The organism is Nitrospira sp. (assembly GCA_030692565.1).
Classification (GTDB): Bacteria; Nitrospirota; Nitrospiria; order Nitrospirales; family Nitrospiraceae; genus Nitrospira_D.
In genome coordinates this window covers 78406-101633 of the sequence record JAUYAO010000022.1, presented here as the reverse complement: position 1 = coordinate 101633, position 23228 = coordinate 78406, and the positions used below count along the sequence as shown (strand labels likewise).

Sequence of the window (23228 nt, the reverse complement as noted above, 5' to 3'; positions counted from 1 at the left end):
ATAGTCTACTCGTGGCAAGTTTCTATCGTTTAGACAAAGAGAAAAGAATTTCATGTCGGAATACCTCCACGTCGAAAAACCGTTCCTCGACCAGCTTGCCTCTCTGGGCTGGTCGGTCATCGACCAGGGGCAGGGCTTCATTCCCTCCGACCCGGTTGCCAGCCTGCGCGGGAGCTTCCGCGAGTGGCTCCTGCCGGAGGTCTTCCGCACGTCGGTCCGCTCGCTCAATCTCACCGCCGATGGCCTGGCCTGGTTGACGGATCGCCAGCTCGATGATCTGCGCGACCAGATCGTCCGCCAGCCCAGCCGGACATTGTTGGAGGCGAATGAGGCGGTGCAGGCGCTGTTCTTCAAGGCGCAAGTGGATGTGAATGAACTGACCGGGGAGGCGGACCCGGTGGTGCGGTTGATCGACTTCGCCCATCCGGAGCGGAACGTCTTTCACGCCATCAACCAGTTCCGCATCGATACGCCGGGCTGCGTGAAGAGCTGCATCATCCCCGACATCGTCCTCTTTGTGAACGGCATTCCGCTGGTGGTGGTCGAGGCGAAGATCGGCGATCCCAATACCGCCAACCCGCTGCACGCTGCGTTCGAACAATTGCTCCGCTACAGGAATGCGCGGCCTGAGACGATTGCCGCGGGACTGCGCGAAGGTGAGCCGCGCCTGTTCTATTCCAACCTGCTCTTGATCCGGACCTGCGGGGAGAAGGCGGAGTTCGGCACGATCACCTCCGGTCACGAACATTTTCATGCCTGGAAAGATATCTGGCCGGAAAGCCGCCGCTCCTATCAGCCGCCGCTTGGCATTGCGCGTGAGCAGAAAACGATGATTCAGGGTCTGCTGGCTCCGGACACATTGCTCGATCTGCTGCGCACCTGCACGGTCTTCATGGATACGGATGAGGGCAAGCGAGTGAAGGTGGTTTGCCGCTATCAGCAATACCGGGCCGCCCGCCGCATTCTCGAACGGTTGCGCAGGGGTAAGACGGCGGAGGAACGATCCGGCGTGGTCTGGCATACACAAGGATCCGGTAAATCGCTCACGATGGTGTTCGTCGCCAGGATGCTGCGGGCTTCTTCCGATCTGGCCGACTTTAAGATTGTGATGGTCAACGACCGGATCGACCTGGAAGCGCAGCTGTCTGCGACCGCTCGCCTGATAGGCGGGAAGGTGAACATCATCGCCAGTACCGCCCAGCTCCGGGAGCACCTGAGCACCGACGCGTCTGATGTGAATATGGTGATGGTCCACAAATTCACAGAACGGACAGAGGAATTGCCGCTGATGGTGGCCGAGACACTGGCGCTTTATGGTAAACCTCCGACGGCGGAGACCTCTGGCATCGTGAACCGGTCGGAGCGGATTCTCCTGATGATCGACGAGGCGCACCGCACACAAAGCTCAGATCTCGGCGACAACCTCTTCGAGGCCTTCCCGAACGCGACCAGGATTGCCTTCACCGGGACCCCTCTCATTACCGAACAGCATGGCACGAGACGGACGGTGAAACGGTTCGGCGAATACATCGATACCTACAAGCTGATGGACGCGGTCAACGACCATGCGACGCTGCAAATTCTCTACGAAGGCCGCACGGCGGATACCGCGTTGAAGGACAAGCACGGCTTCGATACGAAATTTGAAGATCTATTTAAGGACCGCACAGAAGAAGAGTTGCTGGCGATCAAGAAAAAGTACGGCGCGAGCGGCGACATCCTCGAAGCGGAGAAGCGCATCGAAGCCATCGCCCGTGATTTGGTGGGCCATTATATCGACAACATCCTGCCCGACGGATTCAAGGCTCAGGTGGTGTGCCACTCCAAGCTGGCGGCCATCCGGTATCAACAGTTCATGCGAGCGGCGCTGGTCGAGCGGCTTGAATCGGAGAAGCGGAAGCCTACGCCTCAGCTGGACTTGATCCGGCGCATCGCATTCTTGAAGGCGGTGGTGGTGGTGTCGTCCGATGCCACGAATGAGCTTGCGGTGATCACGGAGGCCCGCAAGGAGGCCAAGCGCTGGAATGCGGTGGAAAACTTCTGCAAACCGTTTGATCTCGACGATCCGGATAAGGACCTCACGGGCATTGCCTTTCTGATCGTCTGCGACATGCTGCTGACCGGCTTCGACGCGCCGGTCGAGCAGGTCATGTATATCGACAAACGCTTGCGCGAGCATAACCTGCTGCAAGCCATCGCCCGTGTGAACCGCGTGTCGAAGGGTAAGTCCCGGGGCTTCATCGTGGACTATATCGGACTGGCCAATCATTTGACCCACGCCTTATCCATCTATGCCGAGGAAGATGCGCAGGACATCCAGCAGGGGCTGAAGAATCTGCTCACGGAAGTGCCGATCCTTGAAGAGCGGTATCAACGGCTCTTGCAACACTTTAGGTCAGCCGGCGTCGCGGAGATCGAGGCGTTTGTGACGGGGAGACTGACAACACCGGCGGCAGAAGTCGCCGTGGTGCATGCAGCCGTCGGCGCCATGAAGGACATCAAGCGGCGAGCGGACTTTGAGGTCTATTTGAAGGCGTTTCTCCAGAGCTTGAACCTGATTCTGCCGCACGAATCGGGACATTCATATCGAGGGCCGGCTCGGCGATTCGGGTATCTCTTGCGGATGGTGAAGGAGCGCTACAAGGACGATTCGCTCGACCTTGCCGATGCCGGGGCCAAGGTGAAAGCGCTCATCAATGAGCACCTCATTGACCTCGGCATTAACCCGAAGATTCCTCCTGTCGAATTGCTCTCAGCCGATTTTCTGGCCAGTGTGCGGACGCATGCCGGTGGCGATCCTGAGGCCAAGGCAAGCGAGATGGAACATGCCCTTCGCAAGCACTATACGGTACATTTCGACGAAGACCCAGCCTTCTATAAACGATTGAGCGATAAATTGGAAAAACTTATTCAGGAGCACAAGAATAACTGGGAGGCGTTGGCGGAGGGTTATGAGCAGCTCAGATCGGAAGCATTAGCGGGGCGCACCGAAGCCATCGAAGGGCTGACCAGGGAAGCCACGACGTTCTATGATTACGTGACGCAACTGGCCTTCAATCAAGGCGATGTGCCCTCCCAGGACCGGCAGCGATTGAAGGAACTCATGCTGCGCATTGTGGAGATGCTTCAAGATTCGATCGGGATTATCGACTTTTGGAAGAAGCCGATTGAAGTGAAGCGGCTGCGAGGCGATATCGACACCGAAATTCTTCTCGCCAATATTCCGCAACTCGCCGAGCAGCATGAACGAATTGCCGTTGAGATCGTCAAGCTTGCAGAAAAACGCCATGAGGAACTGACGAAATGACGGTATCGCGTAACCAGGACATCGTCTATGGGGTTGTCAGAAGCCGCCGTGCGACGGCAGATATCGTGGTTGAGCGAGACGGGCGGGTCATCGTACGCGCGCCGGCTGAGCTTCCCGATGAACATATTGAGGATATCATCCAGTCGAAGCAGTACTGGATCTATAAAACGCTTGCGGAGTGGCGCGATCTCAACGCCACGCGGGTCTTGCGCGAGTATCGCAACGGTGAGGGGTTTCTCTATCTCGGCCGCTCCTACCGGCTCTCTCTCGTCGCGGACCAGGAAGAGCCGCTATTGTTAAAGGGTGGACGGTTTTGTCTGCGCCGTGATTTGGTCGATCAGGGTGAAGTGGCCGCCGCGAAATCCGCGTTTCGGGACTACTTCATCGTACGTGGCCTTGAGCGTATCACCCAGCGAGTGCGCTATTACGCGCCAAAGGTCGGGGTGACGCCTCGCGACATCGATGTGCGAGAGCTTGGACACCGGTGGGCTTCTTGCTCACCGAAAGGCAATCTCGCCTTTCATTGGAAGTGCATGATGGCCCCTCCAACTATTATTGACTACATCGTGGCGCACGAACTCTGTCACGTTCATTGCATGGATCACACCCAGGCGTTCTGGAATGAGATGGACAAGGTCATGCCTGACTACCATGAGCGAAAGGAATGGCTGAAGAAGAATGGCGCGGCGATGGATGTGTGATGACAAGCATGAACGAGGGTGACGCGATCAGTGAGAGCGGCCAGCCCCCTGCCGCTACCTCCCGGTTTGACCGCGTCGGCCCGGCTAGTCGATACTCGGCTGTCACGACGTGCCACGTGGGCAATGAGGAGAACGGCTGATGGGCGAAACCCGGGTTGACCTGCATCATCTGCTCGAAGACTTGCGCGACGCCTACCCCGGCGCGCTCGAAGAAACCATTCTCACCGAAGTAGTCGCCAATGCGCTGGACTCCGGCGCCACCTGCCTGCGTCTCACGGCGGACCCGGCTTCGGCGACGCTGACCATCCTGGACGACGGCTCCGGCATGAGGCGCCGGGATCTGGTCCGGTACCACGACCTGGCCGCCAGCACGAAAACGCGCGGCCACGGCATCGGCTTCGCCGGGGTCGGGATCAAACTCGGCCTGCTGGTGTGCGAAGACGTCGTCACTGAAACGAAGCGCGGCAAGGAACATGTCGCGAGCCTGTGGCATCTGGCCGGGCGCCACAAGGCGCCGTGGAAATGGATGCCTCCATTGGGCTTGGTGGCCGATCATGGCACGGCGGTGCGGCTCACGCTGCAGAACGCGCTTTCGCCGCTGCTGGACGAGGGCTATCTTGAGGGCGCGCTGCGCCGCCAGTACCAGCCGCTGCTGGAGCCGGAGTTCGACGAGATCCTCGGGCAGCATTATCCGAAGGGGTTCCGATTCGAGGTCAATGGCCGGGTCCTGGCTCGCCGGCATGCGCATGGCACGGAGGTGTCGCGAATTGCCGTGTGTCCGGCGCGCAGGCGCAAGCCGACGGCGGTCGGCTATCTGGCCCGAAGCGAGACGCCCTTGCCGGATGACCAGCGCGGCCTGGCGATCAGCACCTTCGGCAAGGTCATCAAGCGCGGGTGGGATTGGCTCGGAATCACATCGGCTGCTCCGGACAGAATAGCCGGGATGATCGAGGCCCCGGAGTTGGCCGCCGCGCTCACCCTCAACAAGGGAGACTTCGTCCGGGTCGGCGCGCGGGGGGCGCTGTATCTGGGCTATCGCAAGGCAATTCAGGAAGCCGTCTCGCGGCAACTGGCCCAGTGGGGAGATGCTCCCGCCAGCGGCAACCAGGCCGGCCGCCGCGCGATGCGACCGCTGGAGCGCGATTTGGAAACCGTGCTGGTGGACCTGGCCGAAGAATTTCCGTTGCTCTCGTCGCTGGTCGAGCAGCGAGCCGGCGGTCAGAAGCGATTGCCCATCGGACGAACATCGGGTTCGCTCGATGATGGGCAGAGGTTCCTCACGGCGTCCGTCATGAGCGGCGCCGATGCCCTCGATGAAGCGGTCGCTCCTCCCGAAGCGCCGCCGGAAACGGCCGGGGGGCCGCTTTCGGCCGAAGAAGAGCCGGGAACGCCGCCCCCTCAACCGGAATCTCCGCCCGGCGTCGCTGTCGTGCCGGGACCGAAAGGTCGGTCGCGGCCGGCCCACTATGGGCTCAGCATCCGGTTCGAGTCGCGCGAAGGAGATCCGGATCTCGGCCGCCTTGTCGAATCCACCGTGGTCATCAACGACGCCCATCCCGCCTATCGCCGCGCCATCGCGTCCCGCTCGGAGGGGTATCACATCGCCTTGGCGGTTGCGTTGGCCCTGGCCCGCCTGGCCGTACCGCCGGCCGAAGAACATGAGTTTGTGACGGCCTTCCTGACCCATTGGGGCGAAGCCCTCGACCGGCCGCGCCGCAGGCCCCGCAGGTGAGGCTGTCCTCACTGGTTCGATCGGGCTGCGTGTTATAATCCCGCGCCTATGAGCAATACGATCACGATAAAAGGCGCCCGCGAACATAATCTCAAGAATATTGACGTCGTCATTCCGCGCGACAAGCTGGTCGTCATCACCGGCTTGAGCGGATCGGGCAAGTCATCGCTCGCGTTCGACACTATTTACGCCGAAGGGCAGCGGCGTTATGTCGAATCCCTGTCGGCCTACGCCCGGCAGTTCCTGGAGCAGATGGGCAAGCCGGATGTCGATTCGATCGAGGGGCTGTCGCCCGCGATTTCCATCGAGCAGAAGAGCACCAGTCACAACCCGCGCTCAACTGTCGGCACGGTCACGGAGATTTACGATTATCTGCGCCTCTTATTCGCGCGGGTCGGGCGGCCCTACTGTTTTCAATGCGGGGAAGAAATCGCCGCGCAGACCGTCCAGCAGATGGTCGATGCGATTGCCGGTCTTCCCGAAGGCGCGAAGTTTCAGATTCTGGCGCCGATTGTCCGGGGGCGCAAAGGGGAATATCGCAAAGAGCTGCTGGAGATGCGCAAGGCCGGCTATGTGCGGGCGCGCGTGAACGGCGAGATCGTCGATCTCGGCGAGGATATCGTCCTCGATAAACAGAAAAAGCACACGATTGAGATCATCGTCGATCGCCTCGTGATGAAGGCGGGCGATGCGCTCATGCGTCGCCTGGCCGATTCCGTCGAGACCTCGTTGAAACTCACCGGCGGGCTGGTGGCGGTCCTGACCGACAACGGCAAGACCAAGCTCTATAGCGACAAGCTGGCCTGTATCAAGTGCGGCGTGAGCTATCCGGAAGTCGAACCGCGCATTTTCTCCTTCAATAGCCCGCACGGCGCCTGTCCCGCCTGCGACGGCATCGGCTACGCGATGACCCCCGGTTGTCCGGAGGAAGAAGACTTTACGTTATTGGATGCCTGCGAGGTCTGCCAGGGCGCCAGGCTCAAGCCGGAAAGCCTCGCGATCAAGTTGGAGAAGAAATCCATCGCCGAAGTCACGAGTCTGTCGATCCGGGCGGCGGCGGAGTTTTTTGTCTCGCTGAAGTTTACCGATCGTGAGCTGGTCATCGCGCATCGCATTCTGAAAGAGATTCGCGAGCGGCTGGGCTTTCTGGTGAATGTCGGCCTGGACTACCTCACGCTGGATCGGGCAGCTGCCACCTTGTCCGGTGGCGAAGGGCAGCGTATCCGGCTCGCGACGCAAATCGGCTCAGGCCTCGTAGGCGTTCTCTACATTCTTGACGAACCGTCTATCGGGTTGCACCAGCGCGACAACCGTCGGCTCTTGCAGACTCTGCTGCGACTCCGCGATCTCGGCAATACGGTCGTCGTCGTGGAGCATGACGCCGAAACGATGATGGCCGCGGATCATCTGCTCGACATGGGGCCCGGCGCGGGCACGCAAGGCGGCCATGTCATCGCCCAAGGCACGCCGCAAGAGGTAATGGGCAATCCCGATTCCATCACCGGCCAGTATCTGCGCGGCATTCAGACGGTCTCGCTGCCCAAGCGCGAGCGCAAACCGAAGGGCTATCTCTCGGTCGTGAACGCGCAGAAGCACAATCTCAAGAATGTGACGGCGAAGATTCCGTTGGGCATGTTGACCTGCGTGACCGGCGTCTCCGGTTCGGGGAAGAGCACGCTCGTCCTCGAAGTTCTGTTCCATTCGCTGTCGCAGTTACTCGGACGCCCCCCCTCACCTTCTCCTCTCCCCAGAGGGGAGAGGAAAATTGGACGAGCCCTCGCCCCAGCGGGGAGAGGGAAGGGTGAGGGGAAACCCAGGATCGACGGCTGTAAAGAACTTCTCGGTGTCGATGCGCTGGATAAGGTGATCGACATCGATCAATCCCCGATCGGCCGCACGCCGCGATCTAATCCGGCCACCTATACCGGTCTGTTCAGTTTTATCCGGGATCTCTATTCGAATTTACCCGAGTCGCGCGTGCGGGGCTACAAGCCCGGGCGCTACAGTTTCAACGTCAAGGGCGGACGGTGCGAAGCCTGCCAGGGCGACGGGCTCATCAAGATCGAGATGCATTTTCTGCCCGATGTCTATGTGACCTGCGAGGTCTGCAAGGGTCAGCGGTACAACCGCGAGACGATGGAGATTTTGCACAAGGGCAAGAGCATCGCCGACGTGTTGAACATGACCGTCGACGACGCGGTGGAATTCTTCGAGCATATTCCGTTTATCAAACGGAAACTCGAAACCCTGCACGATGTCGGGTTGCACTATGTGAAGCTCGGCCAATCCGCCACGACGCTCTCCGGTGGCGAGGCTCAGCGTGTGAAACTGTCGCGTGAACTCTCGAAGCGGCCCACCGGACGGACCATGTACATTTTGGATGAGCCGACCACCGGCCTCCATTTTGCCGACGTGCAACGGCTGATCGATGTGCTGGATCGATTGGTGGAAGCGGGTAATACGGTCCTCGTCATTGAGCACAATCTCGACGTAATTAAGAACGCCGACTGGGTCATCGATCTCGGTCCAGAGGGCGGCGATCGCGGCGGCGAAATCGTGGTCGAAGGCTCGCCCCGCGAAGTGGCCAAGTCCAAGCGGTCCTATACGGGGCAGGTGCTCCGTGAAGCAGGGATATAGGCGTCAAGCGTCATTCGTCAAACGTCAAGCGGGTAAGGATGGAAGGCGTCATACGTCAACTGGGCAGAGTAAAAAGCACCGTCCGTCAAACGTCAATCGAGGGAGAGAATGAAGGCCATCACGTCCTTTGAAGATCTGGATGTCTGGAAGGTGGGCAGACAGATCAGAAGCGAATTGTATGCTTTGACGGCAGGTTTCCCTAAACAAGAGCAATACTGCTTAGGCCAACAAGTCAGAACGGCTGCAATCTCTCTCACCGCCAACATCGCTGAAGGTTACGGACGATTCCATTTTACTGATAAGACCGTCAAAGTGTGCGTGTGCATTGCTTTACAAGTGGTATCTCTAAAGGGAAAACCGTTGATTATTGATGACTCGCTACGCACTATTTGGTGACCTCCTCAGTAAGGAGAACATCCAGTCCTGCCGAATCGCACGTGGGTCGGCGTATGAACTGCTCGATCACCTGATTACTTGTACGGATCAGGGCTATTTGAACGAGGGTCAGCACGAGGGTCTCAAGGGAAAGCTTCTTCGATTTATTCAACTCATCAACGGTTATAATGGAAGTATTGGACGAGTAGGCAATAAGCCAGCAACTGGTTCCGTTACGAATGACGGTTGACGGTTGACGAAACAGGTCAGGGGGATGGTGCCATGGCAAAAACAAAGAAGTCAGTAGCACAGGAGCCATCAAAGGCGCAGGACTTCGAAGGGCTCGGCGTCTTCTACCTCGGTCGTCCCTATGACATGGCGGCGAAGCAGGCGAAGCCGGGCTGGCTGCTGTACGATTCGAAAGACCTCGTGACCCATGCGGTCTGCGTCGGCATGACCGGCAGCGGCAAGACCGGCCTTTGTCTGTCGCTTCTCGAAGAAGCGGCGATCGACAATATTCCAGCCATCATCATCGACCCCAAGGGCGATCTGGGGAACCTGATGCTCACCTTCCCTGGTCTCAAGGGCGAAGACTTTCAACCCTGGATCAACGAAGACGACGCACGGAAGAAGGGATTGTCGCCGGCCGACTATGCCAAGGCGCAGGCCGAGTTGTGGACGAAGGGGTTGGCGGGCTGGCAGCAGGACGGCGCGCGCATTCAGCGGTTGCGCGATGCGGCCGATGTGGCTATCTACACGCCGGGCAGCAACGCAGGGCTTCCGGTTTCCATTCTGAAGTCCTTCGCCGCGCCGGCCGCTGATGTGCGCGAGGATGCTGAACTGTTCCGCGAACGCATCAGCACCACCGTGACCAGTTTGCTGGGTTTGCTCGGTATCGAAGCCGATCCGATCCAGAGCCGCGAACACATTCTGCTTTCCACGATTCTGGATCGCACCTGGAGGAACGAGGAAGATCTGGATCTTGCCGCGCTCATTCATGCCATTCAAACTCCGCCGGTCACGAAGATCGGCGTAATGGACGTGGATTCCTTCTTCCCCTCGAAGGATCGTTTTGCGCTGGCCATGAAGTTGAATAATCTGCTCGCCGCGCCCGGCTTCCAATCCTGGCTCGAAGGAGAGGCGCTCGATATTCAGTCGCTCCTCTACACACCGGCAGGCAAGCCGCGTCTGGCGATTTTCTCCATCGCGCATCTGAACGACGCCGAACGCATGTTCTTCGTGACGCTCTTACTGAGTCAGATGGTCGGATGGATGCGGGCGCAATCTGGCACGACCAGCCTGCGGGCGCTCCTCTATATGGATGAAATTTTCGGCTATTTCCCGCCGGTGGCGAATCCGCCGTCGAAGCTGCCGCTGATGACCCTGCTCAAGCAGGCCCGCGCGTTCGGACTGGGCGTGGTGCTGGCGACGCAAAATCCCGTCGATCTCGACTACAAAGGCCTCGCCAACACCGGCACCTGGTTCATCGGCCGCTTGCAGACGGAGCGCGACAAGGCGCGGGTGCTCGAGGGATTGGAGGGCGCCTCCTCCAGCGCGGGAAAGAAATTCGACAAGGGGCGCATGGAACAGACGCTTGCAGGCCTCGGCAACCGCATCTTCCTGATGAACAACGTGCATGAAGACGAGCCGGTCGTATTCGAAACCCGCTGGTGCCTGTCATACTTGCGCGGCCCTCTGACGAGAACGCAGATCAAGGCACTCATGGACCCGGTACGGCGTCAAGCGTCAAGTGTCAAGCGTCAAACGGTCGGAATGGATACATCGACTTCTTCACGAATGACGAATGACGGTTCACGTTTGACGTCCGTTCGTCCGATTGTTCCCCCGGACGTGCCGCAGCAGTTTGTGTCGCTGCGTGGGTCCAAGCCGGAGGGGAACGAACTTGTGTATGCCCCGATGCTGTTGGGATCGTCCCAGATCCGCTTCTCCGAGACGAAGAGCGGCATCGACCAGATGCAGGACGTGACGGTGTTAGCGCCCATGAGCGACGGTGCCGTGGCGGTCGATTGGGATCATGCCGTTGCCGCGGATCTGGCTGTCGCGGATCTGGAGCAGTCGCCGGAGAGCGATGCCCAGTTCCTTCCGCTTCCGGCCAGTGCGAGCAAGGCCAAGAGTTACGCCGACTGGAGTAAAGACTTCGGAGGCTGGCTGTTCAGGACTCAGAAGATCGAGCTGTTCAAAAGCCCGACTACGAAAGACGTTTCCAAGCCGGGCGAGTCCGAACGGGATTTCCGCGTGCGGCTCCAACAGTCCGGCCGCGAATTGCGAGATCAGGCGGCCGAGTCGTTGCGCCAGAAATACGCACCCAAGATCGCTGCGTTGCAAGACCGCATCAGGCGAGCCGATCAGATGAAGGCCAAGCAGCAAGCGGAGTCTCGTTCCAGCCAGGTGCAGGCCGCCATCACGGTCGGCGCTTCGATCCTTGGCGCATTCTTGGGTCGGAAGACGATCAGCGCCACGAATATCGGGCGCGCGACGACGGCAATCAAGAGCGCCGGCCGTGTAATGAAAGAGTCGCAGGATGTCGGCCACGCTGAAGAAAACGTGGCGGCGTTGCAGCAACAGTTGGCCGATCTTGAAGCGCAATTCAAAACCGAGAGCGACGCATTGGCCGCCGCGACCGATCCGTTGAACGAAAAGCTCGAGACCATTTCCATCAAGCCCACTAAATCCAATATCGCGGTGAAGCTCGTAGCCCTCGCTTGGACCCCGCAATGGCGGGATGCGAAGGGGATCATGACCCCGGCCTGGTTGTAGGGTTTTTCGGCTGGTTGAGGCACGCAGTCGCGTCTCAGCCAATCTGTCCGCGCGGGGTGCTAATGATTTCCGTGGGACAACGCGTCCAACCCTCTCAGCTGATCGATCTGTTGATCGATCAGCGCCCGCGTTTCTTGTGACAGCATCCACCCCAGCGGTACGTCCGCATGCTTGTAGTCCCCCAGTGCGAATCGGACGGTCGTGAACTCTCTGGCCACGGCATGCTCAGATCCGTAGCCGCGTGCGCTACGGGTATTGAAGAGGGTCAGCCAGGGAGCCAGCGTTTCCGTAAGAAAACGGCCGCCGCTTGATGGAGGAAGGTTTCCCTTTGCCGATTCGTTGTTAGGATTTTTGGGGTCGTTGCTGAGGATGAGTATCACGGGTTCGATTGGTGGTGTGATGCAACGGGCCGCTTCTGGTTGAGGCTGCCGGATACAGTAGCGGTCCCGCGCTGCGACTAACGCGCGCGCGATTTCGCCGGCGGTGAGGGTGCCTGAGTTCTCGAAGTACCCTCCGTCGACGACCTGCCTCACCCGTGTCGTCCCTTGAACCGTCCCCGGCGGGCTGACGTAGGTGAATCGGGCGCTGGCATGGATAGCGGCACTGGTCAGGATGGGGGTAGACGAAAAGGCCACGAGATCGTCGGCGCGGGCAAAGTGGATTGGATCAAGTAAGATGTTGCTGACAATGCTTCGGTCTCCGGAGTCGACCCAGGTGGCGTTCAAAAAGAGAGATGGAACCGCATAGCGGGCTTGCGATCCGTCCCAGAGCCGTCGGAAGCTTTCATGAAATCGATCGGTTCGGGTTGTCTCGGCCCATGCCTGTTCCCAAGACCGTTCAAGGTAGGAGGCGCGGTCAGGGAAGGTCCAGGATCCCGAGAGCGGGGAAAGCCGTTGCACCAGATCGGGAAAGAGCAAGCCCGCCAGTGTTGGCGCTAGAAAGTCGCGTCCGAGCATGCGCCGAATCAGTGGCAGAAGCGGCGCGTGTGTTGTGTGAGGGGCCTCCGCACACTCATCGCCGTCATGCTGAATACGGTCGGCAATCAGGGCAGAGAATACTCCCCCGCCAAGGCTTCCCCCTGAGACTCCGCTGATGGCCAAGAGATGGCAGGCAAAGCCGGGATGGGTATCCTCCAGCTTGCCCAGTACGGAAGCGGTCCAATAGCCGGCGCGAATTCCACCACCTTCTGCGGACGCAATGTAAACGGGATACGCTGTGGAGGGGGCGGACCATTGCGTTTGTCTGGCATCGAGCCAGGCATCCAGATGGTGGTCGATGGATTCCCGCATCCACGGTTCCGGCTCGACCGTAGCCTGACGAATGGCGTGGTTGTCGTTCCACAGGCCGAACAGGCCTGAGAGCGCAATCATGAGCAGAAAGAGCGACGGTAGCCGGTAGCGGTACGTGGGATGGAGCAGCACCAGACAGCCGAACGCGATCCAGGCGGCGGCGGCATACACAAGAATCGCCGCTGACCCGACGAGTGTCGGCGCTTCGATCGGCGCTAGGACGAAGACCCAGAAGATGACGCATGACAATAGCAGCAGTGCCAGCAGGCTTCTGAACGTGGCTGTCGAGAGTGTGGGCTCGGACACGACAATGGTCTTCTCAGCCAGAAACCGCCGCCGGCGCAGGATGATGCTGGCCAGGAAGGCCGCGGCCAGCGTGAGGTAGAAGAGTCCGTAGCCGGGGTTTCCGACTCGGAAGAAGGCCATAGATACGGAGGCAATGGGGGCGGTCCCTAGTGCCCGAGGTACGTAGCGGCGCCATCGTTCAAAGTATTGGCGCTCGCGGTCATGATCGGGCTCTGGGGTGTTCCAGTACTTCACCGACAACAAGGCGCGCGGAAAATACCAGCCGCTGACCGCGAGGATGAGCAGGAACATGGCAAGTGAGACGTGTTGCGGAGAGAGTGCACCGTGCTCAATTGCCACGGCGTCGATGACATCCAGCGTTTGAGGCGCTTGGAAGGTCAGGCTCGTCCCGAGAATCACCAGTGCTGCAAACCATGAAGGGTGTAGGACGGCCAGGATTCGTTGCACCGTTTTCCACGACCATATCATGGTAGGCCCTCCCGCTGACTCATTGGATTGCGGCTGCCGCTTGCAGGAATCTCACGATCCGGTCCTGCTGCTTCTGCACGACTTTCTTCGCCGCGGCGAATAGCAGCGGCGCGTGACAATCCGCGTCGATCTTAAACAATGTTGGAATCTGCCGAATCACGCGCTTGATGTCCGCGGGGGTGAGGCCGGACGGGCATCCGGGAGGAAGCGGATCGTCTGTCGTCCACTCGGCGTCGGTATGCCGGAGGATGATGAGTTTGAGCTGATTGTAGTCGGGGAGCAGGACGCCTTCTGTCCTGAGGCTGTGCCAGAGCATCGCCTGATAGGCGTTGGCTCGTTCTTCCATGATGCCGACAATCCGGGAAGGATCGTCGATAAATACGTCAAACCCTTTTTCACTCCTACCGAGGTCGGCCGCCCCCTCATCGAAGGGATAGGAAGTATCGATGACGAGGATCAGCCCGCGTTGTGTTTGCGGGTGAGCTGGATTCAATTTGTTCAGGAAAAGGGTCGTCAGTGATTCCGTGCCGAGGTTGTCGAAGAGGCCGCCATCGCCGACGTGGGTATACGATGAGGATCCCGCTGTCTGATAGGTCACCGGTCCGACTACCGGAGGAAATGAGGCGGAGGTGGCCACGGCGAGCGACACCGGCAGCGTGCGGTGATCACCGCCGATTTCTTCCATCGTCAGTGGCAGGAATTGATTCTTGGCTCGATCCACGCTTCGGTCAAAGCTGGCCTTGCCTTCCGGGGTGAATTGGAGTCCCTTGGCGATCAGCTTGGCGCGCAACTCTGCGGTGAAATCGTAGGCAAAGTCCGCCGGGGCCAGTGTCGTCAGCACCAGCCGTCGGCCTGAGTTGTACATCGTGCCGTTCAGCATGATCTGCGGGGCATCCCCTCGTCTGGTCCGCTCATACAATCCGGCAAAGGTGATCTCGTCAAAGAAGTTGGCATCCCAGACGTCGGCGAACGAATGAGCAAACTTGGTTGGGTTAGCCACCCGGAAGTTCAGCACCTGGCGCCCCAGTGCCCGGATCTGAAAATTCTTCTGCATGTCGGATTTGAAACGGGCGAAAAACTGCTGATAGGCGGGAGACAGTTGTTGACCGGCGAACACTGGTTCGGTCTTGGCCGGTTTCTTCACGGCATAGTAAGCCGTGGCCAAACTCCCGCCCGAGACGCTCGACATGTGCGTGACGGCTTGCAGGACACTGCGTTCCTGTCCCTCTTCCACGAAGCGGACATTCGCCAGCGCTTCCAGTGTGCCGGCCGCGAAGGTTGCGGCGCGACTGCCGCCGCCGGAGACCGCAAGGCCGACCAGTGTGCCTCGGTCGGGTAGCGGGGCAAAGACCGGCTGGTGCTGGTCGGTATGGGCGGGGAGCTGGTGGATTTTGGCGAAGCATCCGCTGAGAGCGAGCAGGCATCCCAGGCTCAGGCTGAATGAGAGTATGCGTATCATGGCGTCCTCGTCGGTGCGGCACAGGCGCGGCCCGTGGGCGGTTAGGGGTGCTGTGTGACTTGAAAATAACAGAAGCCTTCGTGCTCGACGAGTTTCTTTGCAAAAACTCCCGCGGCTGTTTCAAGCGTGGCGGCGACGGTTTCGTTGTTTGTGCCGAACAGGCTCCCGCCGCGCACGGCTTTGCCGACCAGCGAGGTTGCCACGGCTTCCGTCCTGAGCGCGTTGCGCGAGACGGCGGCCAGCGCGTCAAGCGAGATGGGCGGGTGAGCCGGATCAAAAGCCGGATAGGACGCGGTCGTCGCCGGCAGACGGAGGGCCGTCGCCTGTTGTACGGCGGGAACACGGAACGTGGCATCGAAGAAGGCTTCGAGAAAGATGCGGGTAAGGTCGGCGCTGACTCGCCGGGAGTCGATGGACGTGGCGGCGAGTTCGATCGCGTGGGTTTCGTCCGCCTGGGCGGCGGCCGAGAGGCCGGGAAACCGAACGGTGTTTCCGCTGCGGTCCACAAACCCCCGCGAGGTGACCTGGACGATCCCGCGCACTGTCCCTGAGGCGGGGTTGGGGGCGAGGGCATATCGCACGTCGCCGAAGTAGGCCCGGCTGTAGGCGAGGAAGAGTTGAGCAAAGAGCGACGTGTCCCGCGCGAAGGCCTCTTCGTCGAAGTCGAGATGGGCCTGCCAATGCCGGATGGCGTCGGTGAGCCGATGGAGCTTGTCCAGATCCACCCGGCGACGCGAAGGATCGGCGAAATCGTCTGCCATGTCGGAAAGGACGCTGAAGGACGTGGCCTTGTTCCCGACCTCCTCGTGAATCCGTTCCACCAACGCCTGCACGGGGGCTCGGAGCCTGCCGCCGACCGTGATCGGCGCACCGACCGATCGTGCGGCAGGGGTCCCTGCTGCCGTCCTGATGGGCAGGCTGCTGCCATCGTGGGCTTGTTGGGTACAGGTCCGGAACTGTTCCGCCTTCGCCGAATCGCCCGCCAGCTTTTCCTCAAACGAGGAACGATGGACATCGAAATGCTCCCGCAGATCGAGGAGCGAAGACGTACAGGCGGTGAGGAGCGGAAATGTCAGGAGTGCCGCGAGACCAAGGCGAGTCATGCATGTCTCCAATCGCGGATGTTATCGAGGATTCACCGCCAAGTGCGGTGCTGAAATGTTCGCAAGAGCCATGCCTTGATGGGGAGGGCCTGCAAGGCCTGAAAGAAAGGATTGCTCCCGAACGGGTGTCGCGCAGACTGTAGAGGGTGCGGATCAATCGGCCGGGAACGATACAGCTCTGTAGGGGTTTCGATACCGGCTCAGTGCTTCTTGTCTCTCTGCATAATCTTATCGGTCCAGGCCAGGAGAATGGCGGAGCCGAGAAAGGTGAGGTGGATGAAGATTTTCCATTTGATGTCGTCGTAGTTTTCGTTGTGGATGTTCACGAACGATTTCAAGAGGTGGATGCTCGAAATGCCGATCAGCGACGCCGCCAGCTTGATCTTAATTGTGCCGGGGTCGATGTGCGTCAGCCAGTCCGGCCGATCCGGATGCTCTTCCAGATCCAACTTGCTGACGAAGGTGGCATACCCGCCGATGATGACCATGGTGAGCAGATTCGCCACCATGGTGACGTCGATCAATCCCAGCACGCCCAGCATGAAGATGGTCTCTTCCTGCTGATTGATATGCCGGACCATCTCCCAAAGCTCGATCAAAAACTTGTAGGCGTAGAGCAGCTCCGCGACGATGAGCCCTCCATACAGCGGCGCTTGAATCCAGCGGCTGGCAAAGACGACGAGTTCAAACAGATGTTCGATCTGGGCAACCGGGGTCCGGTGCGATCGTGTCGGAGTATGGGACGGGGACGAATGCTCGCTGGACATCAGGCCTCCTCAACCAGTCATAGGCCCGCTCAGGGCCACGTGTGCCGCGTATCCTAAAGTGCGTCGTACGACCTGTCAATTCAGCTGTGAGAAGTTCAGCGACTCCGCCGGAGTGTCGCCGGCTACGCAGCGTTGGCGGTGATCGACGGGACGGTCGGTGAGGAGGGCGGCGCCGCGCTTGAATGTGCCGCTGACTGCGTCTTGAGCAACGTGGCCGCGCGCTTTCCGGCCAGACGAATGTGCTCGGCGCCCGTTCGTGCGGGATGGTCCGGCGTGAGTTGCGCGAGCAGAAGATCGGCAAACCCGTTGATGGAGGTCAGGAGATTGTTCAGATCATGGATCAACCGGGGCGGAGCGGTCGCGATGTCGGGGCACGGTTCACCCGACTTGAGCAGCCCGGCACGTCCATTCACACGGGCCAGGGCCCGTTCAATGGTGCGAGCTTGTTCGGCGTCGGTCGACGGGAGCAGGGAGAGAACCTCGTGAACGCCTTGCCGCAGCATGAGAAGCTGAACGGATTCGTCCATCTTCATGACCAGCCCGATGATTGCAGTGGCGGGTGAGGCGGTGTGGATCGTGCGCAGTTCGGTCCGTGCCGTTGCTTCGTCGACAAGGATCAGATCGACTCGGTGTGACTGGAGATAAACCAGCGCCTCAGGAACGGTGGTCACGGATGCCACGTTCAGAGGTTCAGCAAAGTGTGTGTGCATCCATGCGTCGAGGGTCCCGACGAGGGGGGCTTGGGACCCGAGCAGCAAAATGGACGTTGGTTCGTGTACGCGCATTGTTGTCTCGGCGGATGCTGACCAAGTCCGCCAGCGGCGTCCCCTGCCTCCGCCGAAGCGCTTCGCGCAGGCAGGCGGCCTTGTTGATCCTCTTGTGCCGATGGATCGGTTTTGTCTCTCCCGTTTAGCTTGTCGAGTTCAAGGGGCTTCACGGATTTTTTCTGCGGCTCTCCAGTCCGGCCCGTCCGAGAATCGCTCGCGTGTCGTTCTTATCGGCTGGATGCCGGCGATCTTGAGCATGGCGAGTCCGGAGGATCGCCGTGGCGTTCACGCAGGCGGCTGAGTATCCGGTTGCGGCGGCACACGGGCCAGGAGCGCGCCCTCCAATTCTTGCAGGAGTGTTTGCAAGGCGCGGCCCTGCGCCCGGGCCGGGTGTCCATTCGCAACGCTCTGCGCCTGCCACTGGACAAATTTCTCCGCCCCCAGCATGGCCGCGCTCTCCGCAAGGTCGCTGAGCCGCCGGCGTAGATTGTCGGAGAAGGGCTGGTCCGAGTCGTCGAGCTCCAATACCACGATCGGGATCGTGGCGGTTACTTGCGCCGCAAACGTCCGGATCAGTTCGCGGTAGTCTGCCAGACCGCATTCCAGCTGGTCCATCGCCTGCTGTTGAGGCTGCAACAGGGCCGGCTGCGCGCGGATCAGCTCCGCCACGCGCCTGAGCAGCTGCGTTTTGTCGATGGGTTTCACCAGAAAGCCGGCGCATTGTAAGGCCTGCGCTTGTTTGACGGTGTCGAGATCGGCTTGCGCCGATGCGATCAGGATCGGAACAGGGCGCCAGGCCGGCAAGGTCTTGACCTTTGCGATAAACTCCAGCCCGTCCATTTCTGGCATCATGTAGTCGGTGATGATCAGCTGAAGGCCGGGAGTCTCCGTGGCCGCCGCCAGGGCCTCCTTGCCGTTTTTCGCGACGACGGTCTGGTACCCCCCCCCCCGCAGCATGAGCGCGAGCAGCGTGGCGTTGACCGGATTGTCTTCCACGATCAGAATAGACATTATCCTCGTTCCTTTCCCGGTACGGTATGGGGGTGAAACCGCCTGTTCATGGGTTACACCCATCCGGTCTGCCCGGAGGCGTAGCGTCCGTATCATCGGAGACCGGACGCAATGGGCGGCTCTCTGCTGTGTTGGCGGTTGAACCCGGCGCAGGAACCCAGCGGGCGAGGATGTCGGCCAAGGCCACGGAGTGGACGGGTTTACTCAGATAATCGTCCATTCCGGCAGCCAGACATTGTTCGCGGTCACTTGCCATGGCGTTTGCCGTCATGGCGATAATCGGGGTGTGGCGAGCGGTTCCTTCCCGCTGTCTGATGCGTCGGGTGGCTTCGAATCCGTCCATTTCAGGCATCTGGCAGTCCATGAAAATCAATGCGTACGGGATGCGGGAGCAGGCTTCGACCGCTTCCCGGCCATCGGCGACGACATCGACGCGGCACCCGAGCTTCTCCAGCATCTTGACGGCGACTTTCTGGTTGATGACGTTGTCTTCCGCCAGCAAGAGGCGTCCGTCGATCCGCGCATGGGCTTCCGCCAGGCTATGGAGGGTGATCAACGACGAATCCTGCGGCGTCTTGGCGGGAGTGCGCCCCATGACCAGCCGGAGGGAGTCGTAGAGCTGGTGTTGGCGAATCGGTTTGGTGAGGTATGCGGAGAATCCTCGCTGCTGCGCCAGCTTGGCATCGCCGCGCCGGGTGAGGGAGGTCAGCAGCACCAGCCTGGTTTGCGTGGCGCCCGTCGCGGTGTTGATCGCTTCGGCCAGCCGCATCCCGTCCATGCCAGGCATCTGCATATCGATGATCGCCAGGTCGAATGGATGGCCCGATTGATGCGCGTCCTGAATGAGCGCCAGGCCCGCCGGTCCGTCTTCGGCGGACGCATGCGTCATGCCCCACGCGCGCGCATGATGTTCGAGCAACAAGCGGTTCGTCGCATTGTCGTCGATCAGACAGACGCGGAGCCCAGCCAGGTCCTGGGCCGGCGTCGGAGGAGCCGGTCTGTGCGGCGGACGTTCCAATTCGATGGTGAACCAAAATGTGCTTCCGGATCCCGGCAGGCTGTCCGCTCCGATCTCACCCCGCATCAACTCCACGAGTTGTTTGGAAATAGCCAATCCCAGGCCCGTTCCGCCAAACCTCCTGGTGGTCGATCCATCGGCTTGGCTGAAGGATTGGAACAATCTGGCGCGGCCTTCCGGCGTGATGCCCACGCCGGTATCCGTCACGGTGAATCGGAGCGTGACAGATCGATCCGATTCCTTCAGCACGGACAGGGCGAGGACGACTTCTCCCCGCTCGGTGAACTTGATGGCGTTTCCAAGCAGGTTGGTGAGAATTTGGCGGAGACGCCCTGGATCGCCTTTCACGTCCGCCGGCACCGCGCCATCGACAAGTCCCACCACTTCCAGGTCTTTGCGTTGAGCCGGTTCAGCCAGGAGGTCGAGCGTCTCTTCGACGGTTGTGCGCAGATCGAACTCGATGATTTCGAGCGCCAGTTTCCCGGCTTCGATTTTCGAGAAGTCGAGGATGTCGTTGATGATCGCCAAAAGGGCCTCACCGGACCGCCGGACCGTTTCCGCATACTCGCGCTGTTCTGGCGTTAACGGAGTGTCGAGCAAGAGTCCGGTCATGCCGATGACCCCGTTCATCGGCGTGCGGATTTCGTGGCTCATGGTGGCGAGGAACTCGGACTTTGTCCGGATGCCTGCCTCCGCGGCCTCCTTCGCGGTGATGAGATCGCGTTCCATCCGTTTACGGAGGGTGATATCTCGACAGGTACAGAGGATGGTCTGTCGGCCTGTGCCGGGTTCTTCCAAGAGGGTCAGCGAGAGATCCACATGGAACGCGTCACCGGTTTTCTTTTTCCCCACCACTTCGCCTTGCCACTGCCCGTCCGCGTGCAGGACAGGGAGATAAAGCTGCTCAATCATGGACGCCCATTCTGAGTGGTAGAGGTCTTTCCAGCTGTGACCGAGCAGTTCGTCGACAGTATAACCATAGATCGCGGCGTGCGCCGGGTTCATGTAGATGTACTCGCCGGTGTCGTCGAGCAGCGCCGTCCCGTCTTGCGCGTGATTGACGGCTTGCTGGAGTCTGAATCGGGACGCCTCGCTCTTCTTACGGTCGGTGATATCGGTAATCGAGGCGAGCACCTGATGCCCTTGCGGGGTATTGACCGGAGTCAACCCGATCTCAAGGGGAAACTCCCTTCCATCCTTGCGGCATCCGTAGAGTTCTCGGCCTTTGGCCATCGGTCTGGACGCCCCTGAGGCTACGAACGACATTCGTTGACCATGATGGGTCGTTCGGAAGCGTTTCGGAAGAAGGATCTCCACCGGTTGTCCGATCAGTTCGTCGCGGCGATAGCCGAACGTTTGTTCTATCTGGGGGTTCGCCAGAGTGATCCTTCCGTCGTCCGCCACCATCAACATGCCGACGTAACTCGATTCGAACACCTGCGTGAACTGTACTTCGGCGGCTCTCCGATCGGTGATGTCTTCGGAAATGCCTAAGAGATACTGCGGCACGCCGGCGGTATCGTACAGCGGGAGCTTTTTGGTCTGCAGGATGCGGATGCCCCGGTGTTTGGTCTGAATCTCTTCCTCGGGAATTTCCAGCATGGCGCCGCTGGCCAGGACGGCGCGGTCTTTGCCGGTAAAGAAGTCGGCCTCTTCTTGGGGAAAGAAATCGTAGTCCGATTTCCCCAGCAATTCCTCGCGCGAAAAGCCGGTGAGGCGCTCGCCCGCCTTATTGAATTCAACGAAGCGCAGAGTCTTGGCATCCTTCACAAACACCATATTGGGCAGGTGGTCGAACACCGCATTCAGCAACGCCTGGGAGTGCTGCAGTTGCAGCTGGTCTTCCCGTCGTTCCGTGATGTCTTGCACCGTGCCCGCTGAGCGTTGTGGCCGCCCCTCGCGATCGTAGTGCGTCCCGCCGCGTTCCTGCACATACTTGATTCGTCCATCCGGCATCAGCAGCCGATGGACGATCTCGTAGGGGGTGCGGTTCTGCACCGAGCGCGTGTAGGCCTCATTCACGAGCGCCCGGTCGTCGGGATGGACGGCGTTGAGAAAGGCCTCGTAGGAGGCGCTGAACTGCGCCTGGTCGATCTCAAAGATCCGGAAGATTTCGTCCGACCACAGCAGCCGGTCGTTCACCAGATCCAGTTCCCAGTTTCCCAGATGCGCCATGGCCTGGGCTTCCCGCAGTCGGGCTTCGCTTTTGCGCAGCGCCGCGTCCTTCTGCTTTCTTTCGGTGATGTCTTCCGTGGTGCCGACATGGCCGACCACTTGATCGGTCGCGTTCCTCAACGGGCGTGAGCGGGCATGCACCCAGCGGATCGTCCCGTCGGGCCGTTGCATCCTGAACTCAAGCGAAAATTCTCCCCCAGTCTTCGCGGTCTGACTCCAGGCCGTAGACACTGTGGGGCGATCCTCCGCAAAAATGGCTCGACTCCACCCTTCGCCCAAGCTCTCTGCGAGGGATAGCCCGGAGATCGTCCGCCAAGCATCATTGGTATAGAGATAGCTTCCATTCGCATCGGTTTCAAAGATGCCGACTGGGGAGGTGGCCGACAGGGTTTCAAATCGCAAACTCTGCTCCTGCAGTTCCCGTCCATGCCTGACTTCGTCCGCCAAAGTTGCTGCGAGCCTGTCGGATTGGATTGCAACCGCATGCTCTTGTACGGCCAGAATCGATTCAAGGGTCGCGACACGGTCCTGCAAGGAGGCGAGCTGGTTCGTTGCCAATGCCTGATCGACCGACGAGGTGGTTACTGTTGGGGGAAGGATCAGCCGATTGTGCTCGAATGGCGCCAGGGTCAGTTTGGTTGAGAGGGCGAACGCTTTACAGAGGTCGGCGGTATCTTTCGTGACGGGAATGTTCGCAAAGAGAATCACTGTGAACATTTCGCCGGTCGCGAGCAACCCTCCGAAGCCGAACACGGATTGAATGCCAAACGGCACGACGAATTCGGTCTGGCCCGGCACGTAGGGACTGCCGAGCGCCTGTGGGACATGGAAGGCGTTGAAGGTGGTGGCGTATTGATCCATCAAGAGGGAGGAGCCGGCTTGTTCGAGAAACGGCAGATCAATGTGAAATTGGGCGAAGAGCTGGGAGAACATCGGCAGTTTGGCCAGGGCATCCGGTCCGCTCAGCGGGATGACGCGGAAGCGGCTGGATTGAGCCGGGTGGTTCCAGCCTTCAACGGCTCCCGTGCTGGCAAGCAGAGTCAAGCACTTCATGCCGGGATTGGCAGGTTTGCCTCCAAGGCGGGCATCGGCCAGCGCTTGCAGTTCGGGGCTGAGCCGGTCGTAGGGGTGAGTCTTGAACAACCGTACGAGGACGCAGGCCGGATCTTCGTCCGGTCCGGTCGTCAGAGTGGTATAGAGGTATCGTGTAATTCGGTCTGCCGCGATTTCAATGGAAGACGCATCGGTCCCAAGCTGTCGCAAGGCCGCACTGCAGGCGGTCATGTCTTGGAGCCGGAATGTGGAGACGTCGAACATGGCGTCCTCGGGGCGCAG

13 protein-coding genes are annotated in these 23228 nt (G+C 60.1%); 6 read left to right on the top strand and 7 right to left on the bottom strand.

Annotated features, from left to right (window positions below):
* Window positions 1-52 precede the first annotated feature (52 nt).
* The 6 genes from Q8N04_05160 to Q8N04_05135 all read left to right on the top strand — a co-directional run bounded on the left by Q8N04_05160 (window position 53) and on the right by Q8N04_05135 (window position 11530).
* Window positions 53-3307 carry an HsdR family type I site-specific deoxyribonuclease gene (locus Q8N04_05160; GenBank protein MDP3090044.1) on the top strand — a complete coding sequence of 1085 codons (3255 nt, stop codon included), beginning with the start codon at window positions 53-55 and terminating at the stop codon, window positions 3305-3307.
* Complete coding sequence (locus tag Q8N04_05155; GenBank protein MDP3090043.1) at window positions 3304-4008, top strand: SprT family zinc-dependent metalloprotease; 705 nt, start codon at window positions 3304-3306, stop codon at window positions 4006-4008. The genes Q8N04_05160 and Q8N04_05155 overlap by 4 nt, the downstream gene beginning before the upstream one ends.
* 139 nt (window positions 4009-4147) lie before the next feature.
* Window positions 4148-5740 (top strand): ATP-binding protein, encoded by a 1593-nt coding sequence (locus Q8N04_05150; GenBank protein MDP3090042.1) that lies wholly within the window; start codon window positions 4148-4150, stop codon window positions 5738-5740.
* A gap of 48 nt (window positions 5741-5788) precedes the next feature.
* Window positions 5789-8377, top strand: a complete 2589-nt coding sequence (locus tag Q8N04_05145; GenBank protein MDP3090041.1) for an ATP-binding cassette domain-containing protein — start codon at window positions 5789-5791, stop codon at window positions 8375-8377.
* Between the two features lie 108 nt (window positions 8378-8485).
* Window positions 8486-8773 carry a four helix bundle protein gene (locus Q8N04_05140; GenBank protein MDP3090040.1) on the top strand — a complete coding sequence of 96 codons (288 nt, stop codon included), beginning with the start codon at window positions 8486-8488 and terminating at the stop codon, window positions 8771-8773.
* Window positions 8774-9034: 261 nt separating this feature from the next.
* Window positions 9035-11530 (top strand): ATP-binding protein, encoded by a 2496-nt coding sequence (locus Q8N04_05135; GenBank protein MDP3090039.1) that lies wholly within the window; start codon window positions 9035-9037, stop codon window positions 11528-11530.
* Window positions 11531-11589: 59 nt separating this feature from the next.
* On the opposite strand, the gene Q8N04_05130 is transcribed toward Q8N04_05135, so the two are convergent.
* From Q8N04_05130 to Q8N04_05100, 7 genes are all read right to left on the bottom strand, one after another.
* Window positions 11590-13593 (bottom strand): hypothetical protein, encoded by a 2004-nt coding sequence (locus Q8N04_05130; protein MDP3090038.1) that lies wholly within the window; start codon window positions 13591-13593, stop codon window positions 11590-11592.
* Window positions 13594-13612: 19 nt separating this feature from the next.
* The gene (locus tag Q8N04_05125) at window positions 13613-15052 is read right to left on the bottom strand and encodes a patatin-like phospholipase family protein (protein MDP3090037.1); all 1440 of its coding nucleotides are present in this window, start codon (window positions 15050-15052) and stop codon (window positions 13613-13615) included.
* A 41-nt stretch (window positions 15053-15093) separates the two neighbouring features.
* Window positions 15094-16155, bottom strand: a complete 1062-nt coding sequence (locus Q8N04_05120; GenBank protein ID MDP3090036.1) for a hypothetical protein — start codon at window positions 16153-16155, stop codon at window positions 15094-15096.
* Window positions 16156-16355: 200 nt separating this feature from the next.
* Window positions 16356-16922: a TIGR00645 family protein gene (locus Q8N04_05115; protein ID MDP3090035.1), complete on the bottom strand. Its 567-nt coding sequence runs from the start codon at window positions 16920-16922 to the stop codon at window positions 16356-16358.
* A gap of 122 nt (window positions 16923-17044) precedes the next feature.
* Window positions 17045-17707, bottom strand: a complete 663-nt coding sequence (locus Q8N04_05110) for a hypothetical protein (GenBank protein ID MDP3090034.1) — start codon at window positions 17705-17707, stop codon at window positions 17045-17047.
* A 267-nt stretch (window positions 17708-17974) separates the two neighbouring features.
* A complete protein-coding gene (locus tag Q8N04_05105) occupies window positions 17975-18700 on the bottom strand; it encodes a response regulator (GenBank protein ID MDP3090033.1) in 726 nt (241 codons plus the stop codon).
* Window positions 18701-18746: 46 nt separating this feature from the next.
* The gene (locus Q8N04_05100) at window positions 18747-23210 is read right to left on the bottom strand and encodes a PAS domain S-box protein (GenBank protein MDP3090032.1); all 4464 of its coding nucleotides are present in this window, start codon (window positions 23208-23210) and stop codon (window positions 18747-18749) included.
* Between the last annotated feature and the right edge of the window lie 18 nt (window positions 23211-23228).

What these genes read in the sequence shown, in the direction of transcription:
- Q8N04_05105 (MDP3090033.1), bottom strand. Translation starts at nt 18,700, where the DNA reads ATGTCTATTCTGATCGTGGAAGACAATCCGGTCAACGCCACGCTGCTC.
- Q8N04_05150 (MDP3090042.1), top strand. Translation starts at nt 4,148, where the DNA reads ATGGGCGAAACCCGGGTTGACCTGCATCATCTGCTCGAAGACTTGCGC.
- Q8N04_05160 (MDP3090044.1), top strand. Translation starts at nt 53, where the DNA reads ATGTCGGAATACCTCCACGTCGAAAAACCGTTCCTCGACCAGCTTGCC.
- Q8N04_05135 (MDP3090039.1), top strand. Translation starts at nt 9,035, where the DNA reads ATGGCAAAAACAAAGAAGTCAGTAGCACAGGAGCCATCAAAGGCGCAG.
- Q8N04_05125 (MDP3090037.1), bottom strand. Translation starts at nt 15,052, where the DNA reads ATGATACGCATACTCTCATTCAGCCTGAGCCTGGGATGCCTGCTCGCT.
- Q8N04_05120 (MDP3090036.1), bottom strand. Translation starts at nt 16,155, where the DNA reads ATGACTCGCCTTGGTCTCGCGGCACTCCTGACATTTCCGCTCCTCACC.
- Q8N04_05145 (MDP3090041.1), top strand. Translation starts at nt 5,789, where the DNA reads ATGAGCAATACGATCACGATAAAAGGCGCCCGCGAACATAATCTCAAG.
- Q8N04_05110 (MDP3090034.1), bottom strand. Translation starts at nt 17,707, where the DNA reads ATGCGCGTACACGAACCAACGTCCATTTTGCTGCTCGGGTCCCAAGCC.
- Q8N04_05155 (MDP3090043.1), top strand. Translation starts at nt 3,304, where the DNA reads ATGACGGTATCGCGTAACCAGGACATCGTCTATGGGGTTGTCAGAAGC.
- Q8N04_05130 (MDP3090038.1), bottom strand. Translation starts at nt 13,593, where the DNA reads ATGATATGGTCGTGGAAAACGGTGCAACGAATCCTGGCCGTCCTACAC.
- Q8N04_05115 (MDP3090035.1), bottom strand. Translation starts at nt 16,922, where the DNA reads ATGTCCAGCGAGCATTCGTCCCCGTCCCATACTCCGACACGATCGCAC.
- Q8N04_05140 (MDP3090040.1), top strand. Translation starts at nt 8,486, where the DNA reads ATGAAGGCCATCACGTCCTTTGAAGATCTGGATGTCTGGAAGGTGGGC.
- Q8N04_05100 (MDP3090032.1), bottom strand. Translation starts at nt 23,210, where the DNA reads ATGTTCGACGTCTCCACATTCCGGCTCCAAGACATGACCGCCTGCAGT.